Origin of the sequence: Trueperella sp. LYQ141 (genome assembly GCF_046599555.1) — a bacterium.
In the GTDB taxonomy this organism is placed as follows: Bacteria; Actinomycetota; Actinomycetes; order Actinomycetales; family Actinomycetaceae; genus Trueperella.
This window is the reverse complement of record NZ_JBKIWQ010000008.1, coordinates 35,126-48,539: the sequence shown is the minus strand read 5'-3', so window position 1 is coordinate 48,539 and position 13,414 is coordinate 35,126. Positions and strand designations below refer to the sequence as shown.

General features: G+C 52.9%; 13 protein-coding genes. All 13 read right to left on the bottom strand.

Going from position 1 to position 13,414, the window contains the following annotated elements; all coding sequences use genetic code 11:
* Window positions 1-2: 2 nt before the first annotated feature.
* The gene (locus ACLHIJ_RS07200) at window positions 3-347 is read right to left on the bottom strand and encodes a hypothetical protein (protein ID WP_411298820.1); all 345 of its coding nucleotides are present in this window, start codon (window positions 345-347) and stop codon (window positions 3-5) included.
* A 529-nt stretch (window positions 348-876) separates the two neighbouring features.
* A complete protein-coding gene (locus ACLHIJ_RS07195) occupies window positions 877-1,959 on the bottom strand; it encodes an ABC transporter permease (RefSeq protein ID WP_411296956.1) in 1,083 nt (360 codons plus the stop codon).
* Entirely contained in the window at window positions 1,956-2,642 is a 687-nt protein-coding gene (locus ACLHIJ_RS07190) for an ABC transporter ATP-binding protein (protein ID WP_411298819.1), read from the bottom strand. The genes ACLHIJ_RS07195 and ACLHIJ_RS07190 overlap by 4 nt, the downstream gene beginning before the upstream one ends.
* A 229-nt stretch (window positions 2,643-2,871) precedes the next feature.
* Window positions 2,872-3,834, bottom strand: a complete 963-nt coding sequence (locus tag ACLHIJ_RS07185) for a peptidoglycan-binding protein (RefSeq protein ID WP_411298818.1) — start codon at window positions 3,832-3,834, stop codon at window positions 2,872-2,874.
* 92 nt (window positions 3,835-3,926) lie between these two features.
* Window positions 3,927-4,694 carry a hypothetical protein gene (locus tag ACLHIJ_RS07180; RefSeq protein ID WP_411298817.1) on the bottom strand — a complete coding sequence of 256 codons (768 nt, stop codon included), beginning with the start codon at window positions 4,692-4,694 and terminating at the stop codon, window positions 3,927-3,929.
* 108 nt (window positions 4,695-4,802) lie between these two features.
* Window positions 4,803-5,417, bottom strand: coding sequence for a DUF1349 domain-containing protein (locus ACLHIJ_RS07175; RefSeq protein ID WP_411298816.1), 615 nt, complete (start codon window positions 5,415-5,417; stop codon window positions 4,803-4,805).
* 202 nt (window positions 5,418-5,619) lie between these two features.
* Entirely contained in the window at window positions 5,620-5,766 is a 147-nt protein-coding gene (locus tag ACLHIJ_RS07170) for a hypothetical protein (RefSeq protein WP_411298815.1), read from the bottom strand.
* Between the two features lie 183 nt (window positions 5,767-5,949).
* Window positions 5,950-6,789 (bottom strand): HpcH/HpaI aldolase/citrate lyase family protein, encoded by an 840-nt coding sequence (locus tag ACLHIJ_RS07165; protein WP_411298814.1) that lies wholly within the window; start codon window positions 6,787-6,789, stop codon window positions 5,950-5,952.
* Window positions 6,789-7,997 carry a CaiB/BaiF CoA transferase family protein gene (locus ACLHIJ_RS07160; protein ID WP_411298813.1) on the bottom strand — a complete coding sequence of 403 codons (1,209 nt, stop codon included), beginning with the start codon at window positions 7,995-7,997 and terminating at the stop codon, window positions 6,789-6,791. Before ACLHIJ_RS07160 ends, ACLHIJ_RS07165 begins: the two co-directional genes overlap by 1 nt.
* A complete protein-coding gene (locus ACLHIJ_RS07155) occupies window positions 7,994-9,982 on the bottom strand; it encodes a formylglycine-generating enzyme family protein (RefSeq protein ID WP_411298812.1) in 1,989 nt (662 codons plus the stop codon). The genes ACLHIJ_RS07160 and ACLHIJ_RS07155 overlap by 4 nt, the downstream gene beginning before the upstream one ends.
* Before the next feature lie 16 nt (window positions 9,983-9,998).
* Complete coding sequence (locus tag ACLHIJ_RS07150; protein ID WP_411298811.1) at window positions 9,999-10,883, bottom strand: ribokinase; 885 nt, start codon at window positions 10,881-10,883, stop codon at window positions 9,999-10,001.
* Window positions 10,876-12,225 carry an ADP-ribosylglycohydrolase family protein gene (locus ACLHIJ_RS07145; protein ID WP_411298810.1) on the bottom strand — a complete coding sequence of 450 codons (1,350 nt, stop codon included), beginning with the start codon at window positions 12,223-12,225 and terminating at the stop codon, window positions 10,876-10,878. Before ACLHIJ_RS07145 ends, ACLHIJ_RS07150 begins: the two co-directional genes overlap by 8 nt.
* The gene (locus ACLHIJ_RS07140) at window positions 12,222-13,391 is read right to left on the bottom strand and encodes an ADP-ribosylglycohydrolase family protein (protein WP_411296945.1); all 1,170 of its coding nucleotides are present in this window, start codon (window positions 13,389-13,391) and stop codon (window positions 12,222-12,224) included. The genes ACLHIJ_RS07145 and ACLHIJ_RS07140 overlap by 4 nt, the downstream gene beginning before the upstream one ends.
* Window positions 13,392-13,414 lie beyond the last annotated feature (23 nt).

The following is a 13,414-nucleotide window of genomic DNA, read 5'->3' as shown; positions in this document are numbered from 1 at the left end:
CATTAGCCAATCGTCAGGCAGCTTGCCGAATACTCGGTAAAGGATTCATGCGTACTTGTTTTAAGGGTGACTGTTGCCCGATAATATCCCGATCCAGACGTATGGCGAATCACCATTGTTCTAGAATCCTCAACCTGCTTTGCTCCAGATGAAGCAACATAGGTATGAACATGTCTCGCCGGATTTGGCACAGCAGAAACCGCAGTAACAATCGCATTTGTCGAGCAGACTTTCGTAATAGTAGCAGTTGCCGCGTGGGCCGGAGCAGCAGAGCACATAAAGGCGGCAGCTACCATCATCCCCGAACAAAGAACTGATAGGAGTTTCTTCATGATGTGCCCTTTCACCACAAAACACCTCGTTGTGTTTTGAGTCACAGTATCATACCAACACCCCTTTTACAATGCTTTTACTGATAATCCAATTTAGCCGCAGATCAGCAGACGTTTTCAAATACCCACGGTCGAGTTTAGATAGCGCACTCAACACCAGCTTCTGTGGGCTAATAAAGAGAAATCCCGCCCACGGCATAAATAATTCCGTAAATGTCAGCTATCAAACCGCTAATGATGATCCATCATAATGCCGGATCGCCGCTCTCATCCGCTAAATCCCCCCCCCAAAAAAATCCGCGGGGCACATTCTCTCTCCCCCCCCCAAAAAAAATAGACCTCTTTGCAAAAACTAGAACCAAGGAAGAGTTACTTTGCATGGATCCATAGTTCTACCGAATATTCAAAGGACAGCGGAAACGTCAGGCAGATAAAAGAAAAATAGCGAAAACCACGCCATCTAAAGCCGCGCCTTAAAGCACAGCTTTTAAAGTAGAACTTCACGACACGACCACCCCAAAACACAGCCGCGCTATTACACCTGCTAGGGCGTGCGCAGCACAGCAACTGGGTCGCGCGACGCCGACCACGCCGCAGGCAACGCCGAAACAATCCCCGTCAGCCCAATACAGAGAACAAAATTCGAAACAATAAGGGGGACATCAAGCCACACCCCACGATTGAGAAAATACACGACGATACCGCCCGAGGCGATAAAAGCCCCAAGCGCTGCTGGCGTTATCGTGCGAACTATCGTCAGCAGGGTCAAATCACCCCGACTTATTCCCAGCGCTCGACGCCGCCCCAGATCACGACGATGCAAGAGCACATCAGCTAAAACCGTTGCTGCTATGAGCAACCCGCCCAAAGCAAAAGCAATAAGAATAGTACTTCGGTTATACCGCGCCACATCAACGGTCACAGCATCCGCCGCCGCACGTATCCCCGACGGAGACTCCACCATAACTGATTCTCGCGCGGGCGAACCAAGTATGCCGAGCACGTCCTGCTGAAAACTTGAAGCCTGCCGAGTAGATTTCACTAAACCGATTAATCCAGTTACCGGCTCACCTCCAGCACCGGCAATTCCACCGGAATCGAAAATATCAAAGCCTGGTTTCGCTTTGAAAAATCCGACAACAGCGTACTCCCGATCCTCCGCACCTGTGATATAGCCACTCGGCTGACTAATCCGCTGGAGATGCGTGGCTGATTCGGAAAGAATTACCTCCCCGGCATGAGGTAACCGCCCCGCCGTCAGCGTGGCAACCGCCTCCGGTTTAGTTACCTCCCATATCGGAACTGGCGTCGCTCCCTCAAGGAGGCCATTTCGCATATCTATCGGAGCGCTCATCCCAACCACGACCTCCGTCGAAGAAAGGTGCGACACCGCCTCCAACGTCAATGGATTAATAAAACCAGCATTAGCAATATCTCGAACGGTGAGCACGCGAGCCGCAGGCCGCTCTATTTTCTCGGTAAGTTCCTGTTCGGCAGCAGTAGCACGCCCAATAGTCACCAAAGTTAACATCGAAAGAAGAGCAGCAATGATCACCATAAGCCCAGACGTCACCGGCGTAGAACGAGCCGTCTGCATTCCCAAAACAACAATCCGAGATAACTTCATAGCGCAAGCACCTCGTCGGCGTTCTCCACAACAAAAGGATCATGGGTGGCAATAACAACCGTGGTCCCCAAACGAGCAATCTCCGTCAAGGCTCGCAAAAGAGCGGCCGCATTCTCCCGATCCAGATTTCCCGTCGGTTCGTCAGCCAGAATAATCTGTGGCTCACAGATTAAGGCGCGGCATACCGCCACTCGTTGCGCTTGGCCACCCGAGATCTGCCCAGGGTGACGCTCAGCAAGTTCGCCAAGCCCGAACTGTTCTAAGAGTTCGCGAGCGCGAGTAAGCAAATGTTCCAAGGGACGCCCCTCATACATCCCCGGTTCAATAATCGAACGCAGGATCGGCACAGCCGGATCAAGTTCCGCACTTTGAAAAATAAAACCAATATCGCGTGCGCGTATGTGGGAAGCGGCAGAATCTTTAAGCCGCCCTATATCAACGCCGCCTTGAATTATCCGCCCAGAGTTAGCCCGCAATAGCAAGCCGAGAATATAGAGCAGAGTTGATTTTCCTCGACCGGAAGCTCCTGTTAGTGCCGTAATAGCACCAGGCGTGAACGTGTGCGTCAGCCCATGAAACAGCTCAGGAAGATGCGGCTTATAAGAAAAATACAGATCCTCAACACCCCAGATGACCGGCTCATTATGCGATCGTCTCAGCGCTTCGCCACTCGGTTCGCTCACGGGCGTAGTAACAGATATAGGTCGCGAATCAGCAGGCGCCCTACATACCGGATCGGCATATAGCTCTTGAGATGACTCAAGTGGAGGATCCGCCAGCTCAAGAGCTGATTTATTAATTTGCTCGGCGCATGGAGCATCAGGCAATGTATCGCACGAGGTCGTATGCAGCTCATCATTCAGATGTGTGTGCGAGCTTTTATTTCGGTTTCTGCGCAGCCAACTAACTAGCTCATTGCTTAGCTTTACCATCAATGAGCACCTCGTCGCCGTCGTTCACTCCCGTTATAAGGGCTACTCCGTCTTGACTTCCCAGGAGTTTGACGGGAACCTTCTCATCCGCACTACCTGCCCGACGCATAACGTAGACGTTTCCGCCGCTTTCTAGCTGCAGCGCAGAAACGGGAACAGTTAAGCCACTCTGTTGCGGAACGATGGTGACCAATCCGGTGAGGTTGACTGCTGCCGACGCAGGTAGCCTCCCGCAATCCTGAGCGCATATCGAAGTACCCTCCGCAGGGGTGACGGGTGCGGTAATCTGACCATCCTCACCCGTTGTTGCTTGACCGATAATTCCGTGCCAGGTGAGATCCTGATAGCTGATCACTATGGGGACGTCTGCTCCGATCATTGTTGACTGATGCGCAGTTAACACCACTTTGAACTGTGGTTCTCCCTGCCGCATCTTAAACATCGGTTCACCGCCACCTAGCGATGCGCCTAAAATATGCGCTGTCGGATCAAAGGTCAACGCCGCCGGCAATGCTGGGATCGCGATAACCTCACCGAGCATAATAGAGCCAGTTACCGAATGCCCACGGCTTTCTTGCCATTGACGCACTGCGCTTTGCGTGCGCGCACCGAACTCCGATCCCTCGTCAGGCGAAAATCCAAGTTCGCGAAGAGCCACATTTAGTTGCGCAACATCCTCGCCAGAAATTCCTCGCGCAAGATCCCGATAAAACGGAACTGTTCCTGGCAGAGCAAGAACCTCCCGCCCATCAACTTTATAAAGGACGTCTCCCGTCTTAAACTCACCACTTGCTGCTAAAAACGTCAACGTTCCGGCGAGCCGATTGATCCCAAAATCTCGGATTTCCTGTTGAGCCATCACGGTAATATGTGCTTCTTTGCCGAGAGCACCCTTAGCCACTTTGGCATAAGTCGGTTCGGCGTTACTGCCCTCGTTCGTCATTCCGGCTCGCGAGACAACACTTCCCGCCCAAAAAGCACAGAGCAACGCACACACTATAAGCAGTGTGAGCTGGACCCGTTTCGCTTTCATGCTCATTCACCGTATAAGGCACTAGCTGGCGGGGAGGATGGGCAGGCCTTATACAGTGCCGTTAATTTAGCGTCATCAAATTCGTGTTGGCTCTCCGTAGACCACGTTGACCCAGGGGTCACCGGATGCCACGGAGTCCCTGAATCGCCATGCAAGGAAGCTAACCAGGCTTGTTTACTTGGAATCTCACCAGAGAAAACGACACCTTGGGCTTCAGCGCACGGAACAAAGAACGTCGTGTAATAGTCGTAGATTACAGATTCCTGATCCGCTCCTGTCGGATATAACACTTCTTTCGGGGTGTATTGGGCTAAACACGTCCACATCTGTGTTGAAAGATCCGGCGGTTGATGCGTATATGCGAAACCATGGCCATCTGGGGATAGCCGCACATCATAACCAGCCTCTTTAATGCACTGCGCAACAGGTTCGAACGTCTCACCAAGTTCCAGGTAACGGACGAGAGGCGGCGGCTCAATCTGCGCCCCATTACCAGCATTAATCGTCGCCCGATTGCGTTCTAACCATTCCAGGCGAGCCTTTGCTAAAGCTTGATCATCAAGCACAACAGGGGCGACCCGCGTCGCCGGTTTCCAAGAATTGTAATCAAAATCCTGCGATGCCGGCGTATTGACCGATTGGGTAGATTCCTGTTTATGCGTTGTATCGTCGCTCGACGAGGGATTGCTATTATCTGTACATCCTGAGGCGAGAAGGCCGAAAAGGGCAAGCCCCACAGCGAGGCGCGGATAGCGTGCATGTAGCGTCATCACAAACCTCTTCCCTATCCCCCCTATCTCTTCCCCATCGAAGAGATGCCCTGCAGGATTCATCCCATAATAAACAATGATCGATCCGATGTCATGGCTTTTATATGTTTATACATCTTTGTCCGGTGACTGACCATCATGCGCTAGCCATTGACATTCCATCACATCCATATCCGTAAAGACGGCACGGAATGAAGAATCCTCTGGGCTACACGCATACACACCAAAGCGAATCTCATCCTGAGCCGCATGGAGATGGCATACGCGCATCTGCTGAAATACGACGCCATCCACCGAACATTCGATACAGAAATCGTCCTCCCGACGGCTCAAGCGATACCACATAGCTTTAACATCAGCAGGGATCTCCGTCGTCGCCCAATCCGAGTAGCCATTATTAGTTACGACGCTACCTAAATGCTGAAAATGCTGGTTTTCATATTCAATAGAACCTTTAAGCCAGTTCTCGCTATCAAGATAAAGCACGACGCCACACTGATCGAAACGATGGCAGCTATTAGAGAACTCCGTCCTCACAACAAAGGAAAAGAATTTCTCACGGGTAGACATCTGCAACACTGGGGCATTGTCATTGCGAAAATGGTAGTAGGTGCGTTGCCATAAGTCAGTATGCGGTTCGGTAACGATCTCTATTTTATCCTGGGAAATGACGTAATTTTTCGGCTCTCGCGTCCACTGTAAATTACTGACCTCAAACACCATGTGCCCTCCGCTATCCCTTAACGCGAATTCCTTTTCTTCCTACTTTCTTATTACTAGCCCTGCACAATATCAACAAGCCATGAAATAAAGATTGCAAGGCAGCGTTCTCCTCTTTTCGCCAATGCTATTACTCTTAAAAGGCGATGCGTGGATTAAATGCCCATACCTCAACCTTGTAGCACGGCGCGAGGATTCAGAATAGTTAACCAAGAAATGGCGTAATGAGCTGACCAGAAACGACGTAATTGCCGTAGCGAAGCGAGATATGACGAGAGCCGTAAAGCACGCACGCCCCATCAAAAACCAGCAACCAGCTCATCAAAAACAGGGCACGGGTAAAGCAATTCAACGTAAAACCTCAACATAAACTCGGCAAAATCCACCAGAGCCTAGTTCTTACGCCCATCAGAGCCCCGTTCTTATGCCCCTAGTTCTTGCGCCCCAGTTCTTATACCCGCCGGCATAGCCTCTCCTGACGCGCATCCACGAACTGCGGAAACATGAGCGAAAACGAGCAGAAATAAGCGGAAACCTAAACTCTTCCGAGCACCCGCTTCGCTTCTTCCACCATCGCAACATCAAGGAAAGTTCCGTCTTCTAAAACGAAAGTACCGCTCCCCTGCTGAGCCGCTCCAGCAACACTGCCGATAATGCGTTGCGCTCGCTCACGTTCTTCTGCAGTGGCTTGAAACGCACGGCGAATAGTCTCCAATTGTTTAGGATGAATTGCAGCTCGACCAACGAAACCTAGATCTCGCCCCTGAGCGCAGGATAGCGCCAGCCCGTCAAGATCTCTCACATTCGGATAGACGGACATCGCTGGGGAACGCAATCCAGCAGCCCGACTCGCTACAACGATACGAGAGCGCACCCACGATAATCCCGCTGGATCGCTAACCCCTAAATCAGATCGTAAGTCTGCCTCACCGAGACCTAACGACTCGACAGAGGGCGAGGCTTGGGCTAACAGATAAGCATTCTCAACCCCAATGGCAGACTCAATCAACAGGGTCAAGGATTTACCTGGGAGCTTCTCACCCAGAAGGCAGACCTGATCCGGGGATTCGACCTTAGGCACCCGCACCGAAACATGCGAAAGTTGTTGCACGACCATACAGTCATCGTCGAACCAGGGGCTATTGATCGCGTTGATGCGGATTTCAGTGGGGCGATCTGGATACTCACTGAGAAGGTGAAGATTCTTACGCGCCTCGGCTTTCTTCTGCGGAGCAACCGCATCCTCCAAATCCACAATGACCCTATCCGCTTTCGTTGCGAGCGCTTTAATAATACGGTCAGGGCGATCACCAGGTACGTAAAGCCAGGTGAGAGGAACTGCGTGAACATGCTCGTCTCGCATGGGCGCTACCACTAGATTGCTCCTTCGGCACGAAGAATATTTATATCCGCTTTATTGAAACCAAGTTCCTCAAGGACGCTATCCGTATCTGCACCGTGCGCTCTGCCTGTGAAAGAGATGGTCGCATCCTTCTCTGAATATCTAAAGAGAGGACCCTGCATCAGCATCTGACCAAAATCATTATCTTCGATCTTTTGGATGGCACCAATTGCATTCAGTTGCGGATCATTCACGATGTCCTCGGCCGTATAAATCGGGGCAATGGCAGCCTGAGCCTGCGTGAAAGCAGCAATGACGTCATCCCTATCCCTCTGGGCAATCCACGATCCAACAGCCTCATCAAGTTCTTCTACATGCGCTGCCCTACCCGCACCTGTGGCGAACCACGGTTCGGAAATAAAATCCGGTCGCCCAACGAGATCAACAACGCGCTCGGCTATCGATTGAGCACTAGTTGACACTGCGACCCACTGCCGATCACGTGTTCGGTACACATTCCTTGGAGCGTTATTGCTTGACCTATTGCCGGTTCGAGGCTGGATTGTACGTAGCTGATCCCAACGCGAAATTTGAGGACCAAGAACTGCAAGCATGGGTTCGAGAATCGAGAGGTCAACAATCCCGCCTTTGCCTGTGCGGTCGCGATCATGAAGAGCAGTCATGACGGCATAGGCTGTGGCAAGGGAAGTGATCCCGTCAGCTAGCCCAAACGGAGGCAATGTCGGCGGACCATCGGGCTCCCCCGTCATGGATGCAAATCCACTCATCGATTCGGCAAGCGTACCGAAGCCAGGTCGGTGAGCATACGGCCCGAACTGACCAAATCCGGTGACACGGGCGAGAACAAGACGCGGGTTGCGTTCGTGAAGAACCTCCGGATCCAATCCCCAGCGTTCAAGGGTCCCCGGACGGAAATTCTCAATAAGAACATCCGCTCGTTCAACGAGTCGGAGGAATACGTCCTTCCCTGACGGAGAGGAAAGATTGCAGGTCACACATTCCTTGTTCCGGCCCAGAGTCTTCCACCACAGATTGACGCCATTCTTCGCAGCACCATGCCCCCGAGATGGATCCGGCTTGGAGGGATGTTCGACCTTAATGACGCGCGCACCAAAATCACCAAGATGCATGGCGGCAAGTGGCCCGGCAAACAAGGTTGATGCGTCGATCACCGTCAATCCCGATAGTGGCCCATCCTCGCGATTTCTTGAGACACTCACTTGTTTCTCCTATCAAATGCAACTCGGAATCCAATACGTTCTGATCGAGACATCCCCAATCCCATGAGGAGGAGTTTTGCGGAGAAATCCGGGGGACGCACGCCCGCATCGAAGTACCACTCCGATTCATCGTATTGCGCATCGGATCCACCCTTGAGGATGGCAAAACGACTCCTGCCGTCGGAATATTCTGATTCCGTCCAATTCCATACGTGCGGCTCCAGGCGCTGGAATCCTTGTTTATCTCCGGCTATCTGCCACTCATCTTCGGTAGGCAGACGGCCACCCACCCACTCGCAGTACGCGCGAGCATCTTCTAAGCTGACGAAACACACCGGCTCGTGACCACGCCCATTAACTCCGTCTTTCACATGGAGGAGAAAACGATTGGATACGGCTGGCTGGTATCCGCTTTCGCGGACGAAGTGCAGGAATTCGTCATTCGTCACTTCATGTTGGGCAACAATAACCGGATTATCCAAGGTGGTCACTCTTTCGAGCGTTCGCGGGTCATGCAGGCGTGGGACGAGAGGTTTCCATTCATCAACGTATGGCGCTCCGTCATACATCCCGGTTTCCCTACCCCGATAACGAACCGTCAGTACATACTCGCCAGGCTCAATGAGCACACCTGATTCGCCAGTATTCTTTGAACGGCTGGATTCATGGACTCGATGGACTCTCCGATGTTCGAACCGCGCATCATCAGATAGCTCAATCACGGAAACTTCGCTAGCAAGCTCAATCATGTCTGGATCTATTTCTCCCTGACTGGTCATAACCGCGGCGATTCCTCGTGCAGGGATCGTAATCGCAAGACATTGCGCCACTGCGCCAGTCATGAGATCAAGTTGTACGATTCCAGTTTCTTCTCGGATGGGTTTAAGCGTTATTGGGGTTTCGGACCTGTTCACCAGGGCATATAAGGTGTCCGTTCCACGTTTCCACGACGAGCCAAAAACCAACTTGTCATCTGCATTGTCAGCACATTCAACGAGCGGCGTGAACTGCCCCTCAAGAAGGAAATGCGATAAAGATCGCTGAAGTGTCAGCATCCTGGCAGCAGTTGATCGGTCGCGCTTATTCCATCCAACCCAGACACCAAAGACAACCTCCCACATCATGAGCCCCACTCCGTTCACCCAGGCCGACTGGATCTCTTCGGAGTGGTCGCGGTGCCATCGTCGAACATGGTGGAGCATGTGGCGCCGCTCGAAGAAATGGCTCTTTAACACACCAGGTACTGGGGAATCCGCAAAAAACTGTGCCCAGGAGGCGCCGTGGTCTTCAATGCGGGCAAGCAGGACGCGCGATTCCCCTTCGAGAACAATGCCTGGCTTGGCCCGTTCTAATGCCTCAACAAGCTCGGGTTCCGCCGTTTTAAGGGTGTCAAGGAATACCGCATCCGCTCCCAGATCTGCTACCAGAGCAGCAAGCTCTTCAACATCCGCCTTTCCTCTTCGCGTTTGGGTATCCCACGGGTTGTAGTCAACACCGACCCGCACTCCTGCTGCATGGAACTGTGCTATGAGTTCTTTTAAGCCGGGGATCTGCCTGTAATAGTCCCATTGATTCCGGTCGTCAAGACCAATAACGGGATACGCGTGCCACAGGACAACTGCATCTAACCCGCCCAACCGTTGCCTAGCATCCGCCAGGAATTTCTGTGGCGTAAAAACATGATCCTCAAAGGAGTACAGCAATTCATCCCACAGCCATACCTGCGCCACGGCAAAACATGTTTGCGCCCACTGGCTCTCTATCCGGTCATATTGAGCCCCGGAATAGCAAAGCCTACTCCTAGCTTCTTCTCGCCACCGCTCGATCTGATCCCGCCACCGCTCAACGTCGGCCCGTGAGGCGGGCGCAGCAAGAATCTTTGCCTCATCAAGCACCGAAAGATCAGCATCATCGTCAAGTGGTACCTCTGTTGGCAGATCGATAGGTCGGGGTTGGAGCGAATCAAATGAATACCTGATAACCACAGCATTACTCTTTCCACTACTGCTCTTCGGCGTTGATTACGTCATCAAGGTATGGGATCGCTGGTTGAGCTCCCTTTTTCGTTACGCAGAGCGCTCCCGCAATAGTTGCGCGCCGAACAGCTTCAACTAGCGTGTCACCACGAGCAAGACCAGCAGCCACGTATCCACAGAACGTATCTCCTGCCCCGGTCGAATCTACGGCACAAACCTCATACGGTTCGATCAGGACGCTATCGTTACCCTGCTCAGCAACAAGGGCCCCGTTCTTACCGAGAGTCATAACCACAGCCGGATACGTCGCACCGAGGATCTCAATAATCTCGCCCCGATCAGTATGCTCAGCGAGCGCAGCCCCTTCATGCTCATTAACAACAAGCACATCAACCCGTCTCGCCACATCCGCAGGAAGATCAGTAACCGGCGCAACATTAATGATGACTTTCGCATCGCCGACGCGCTCAAGTGCCGCCTGTACAACACGCATCGGGATCTCAAGAGAGAAAAGAATAACGCGAGCTTCTATTTCGAGATCCTTAGCGCCCTCTAAAAGTTCCTCTGATTGGTTTGCGCCAGCAATAACGACGATTGAATTCTCGCCATCTTCCGATACGGCAATATACGCAGCGCCAGTCGGCTGGGCGGAACTCACCGAGGAGGAGACGTCAATCCCGTCACCTTCTAACGCAGCGCGCAGCATTGCGCCCGCCTCATCCTGACCAAAAGCAGAAAGAAATGCAGTTTTAGCACCGGCTCGAGCGGCAGCAACCGCCTGGTTGGCACCCTTGCCACCACCAATTTTATCGATGGTGTATCCCAGAATTGTTTCTCCTGGTTTAGGAATAGTTGGAACGCTAAGAACGGTATCCAGATTTGAACTACCGATAACCATGACGTCATACATGAGAAATTCTCTCCCCGAGATCAATAGTGCGTGAAATAACTTCGCTGACGTGAATCTCGTTCATGCCTGGAAGCGATGTGCGCAAGAATCCGTGGATAGGGTCGGTCCAGGCGCGGTCAATCTTGGCAGTACCGCCGAGCGCACCGGCCACACTTCCAACCGTGGCTCCCACCGAATCGGTATCCCACCCCGCCGATACGGCAGCCCCAATTGAGGCAGTAAAATCTCCTTTTCCAACGGTGAGAGCGAAACTGATCGTTGCCGCGTTATTGAGGACGTGGACCCAGTGATAGTGACCGAAATCAGCATGGAGCCGATCAAGACCTTCCCTGAGGGTGCCCGCGTCGCGACCTATCTGCTCTCCGCTACGCACTGCCTGTGCCAGTAAAGACGTAGGTGGGATAACAGTGAGAGATCGTTCGATTGCCTCTTCAGCGCTATCAGCAGTCATGGCGGAGGAGGTCAAGGCAGCCGCCCACATCTCTCCATACACACCATTACGAGTGTGGGATACTCGCGCATCTCGCCACGCCATCTCCGCTGCTTTCGCTTCATTACCCGGATTAACCCAGCCAAATACGTCAGCTCGTATGAGAGCGCCAATCCATTCACGGAACGGATTTATGTATATAGCAGACTCTGGTACCGGCCGAGCATCGAGAATATTGCGGTAAGCGGCACGTTCCGCAGTAAAAACGCGACCAGCACTGAGATTAGCAAGCCAGAGGTTGACCACATCATCGCTGGTAAAGTCTGACCCTTTCTCTTCGAGAAGGCTCAGAGCGAGGAGTGGATAGTTAATGTCGTCATCCTCGGGCATACCGTTAATGTTCTCTTTGAGGCTCGTCGGCCGGGAACGCCTATTCCACGGCCAGCGCACGGAGATCTCCTCAGGCAAGCCCTTAGCAGTGAAATATGAGCTGATTGGCCAATTTCCAGTGGCACGTGCGATTTCCTCGACCCCCTGGCGCGGAATTTTCTCGACGGGTTTACCCAACAGACATCCCACCAGCCTGCCGTGCCACGCCCCTGCAACCCGACGTTCGTAATCTGCTCGGCCTATTGGACGTGGCTCTCGCATAGCAGCAGCGCGATATGGAGCATAAATCGCTTCGGTTCTCGCTGGGCTCTCAACTTCTTGTAGGGCATGGAGAATCTTCCGCGCAATTACTCGTCGCTCGGCTGGAGCGGCAACGGCAGACGCGCCAGATACTTCTGGGATGAGGGATCCGCCGGCATCAACCCATACCTTTTCAAACTCAGTAGTATCCACGCCTTCCTCACGCAGAGCAACAAACTCATGCGGAACAAGATCTTCAGGCTGCGCCCAGGTTAATCTCACGATAGGACTCCCCGCACTGTTTCAAAATTGAGCTTTGTTTCGAGGAGTGTGCGAAGACGGGCGACATCAGCTTCAATAATGTCTCTTGCCGCATCAGCGATCTTGTCGCCAAGGCCAAGAATGTCTAGTTGACTTGCGGCACCAATATCATCGATCCAATCTTTTGGAATAGATTCAAGACCAGTGAGTCCTGCGCACACTGCTGCCGTCATGACGGCAATCGAATCCGAATCGCGCCCATAGTTAACCGCACAGACGATAGCATCTCGGGTATTTCCCGAATAAACAAGCGATAATCCCAGAGCCACTGGAAGTTCTTCGATTGCTTTGGTTCGCGACGGTCTGCGGGCGTCGGAGCTCATTTCTCGGTATGCATCTCCGACGGTATCGTAGGGGCGTATCGCGTCACGTAGAGCAGAATTAATATCAGCTAGGTTGGTCGAGTTGAGGCCGGCAGATCGCAAGGAGCGCGCACACTCCGCAACCGCAATGATCGCCTGTCGCGTCCCATCATGGCTAAGCTCAATCGCGCAATCAACAACCTCATCTATTGATTCAGCTACCATCGCTTGGGCAACAGCGGCAGCAAAGACACCGGCGGCCTCCCGGCCGTATGACGACTGGTGCGCTCCAGATAAGTCAATGGCCTCCGCGTAAGCCCCGGCAGCATCCCCCGCATTGACGATTCCCACCGGAGCCATATACATTGCAGCGCCGCAGTTTACGATGTTCCCGACTCCCGCTTCACGGGGATCAATATGACCATAGTGGAGCCGCGTTACAATCCATTTCTCCGCGAGAAAGAGCCGTTGCAGAGGGATTCGCGACTCCTCCAGTTCAGGGATCCATACTTCCTCGCCAATCAACCTTGGGACAATTTCCGACGCCATATCGTAGGCAGTTAAGTGCCGACGGACTGAGGCGTACACATCAATGAGAATCCTGGTCATAAGCGTATCGTCGGTCACGTGCCCATCGCCCTTGTGGTAGGGGGCGATAGGTCGCGCTGTTTTCCAGTCCGAATAGTAGGGCTCAACTATTCCGGTAACCGGACCGCCCCACCTTTGCCGAATTTGCTCCGGCGACCATCCCTCGGTAGCGCCGCCGAGAGCATCTCCGACAGCCACACCGGCGATGACGGCTCGTGACTTTTCGCGGATTCCCATTGATGTGACCCTTCTTCTGTGCG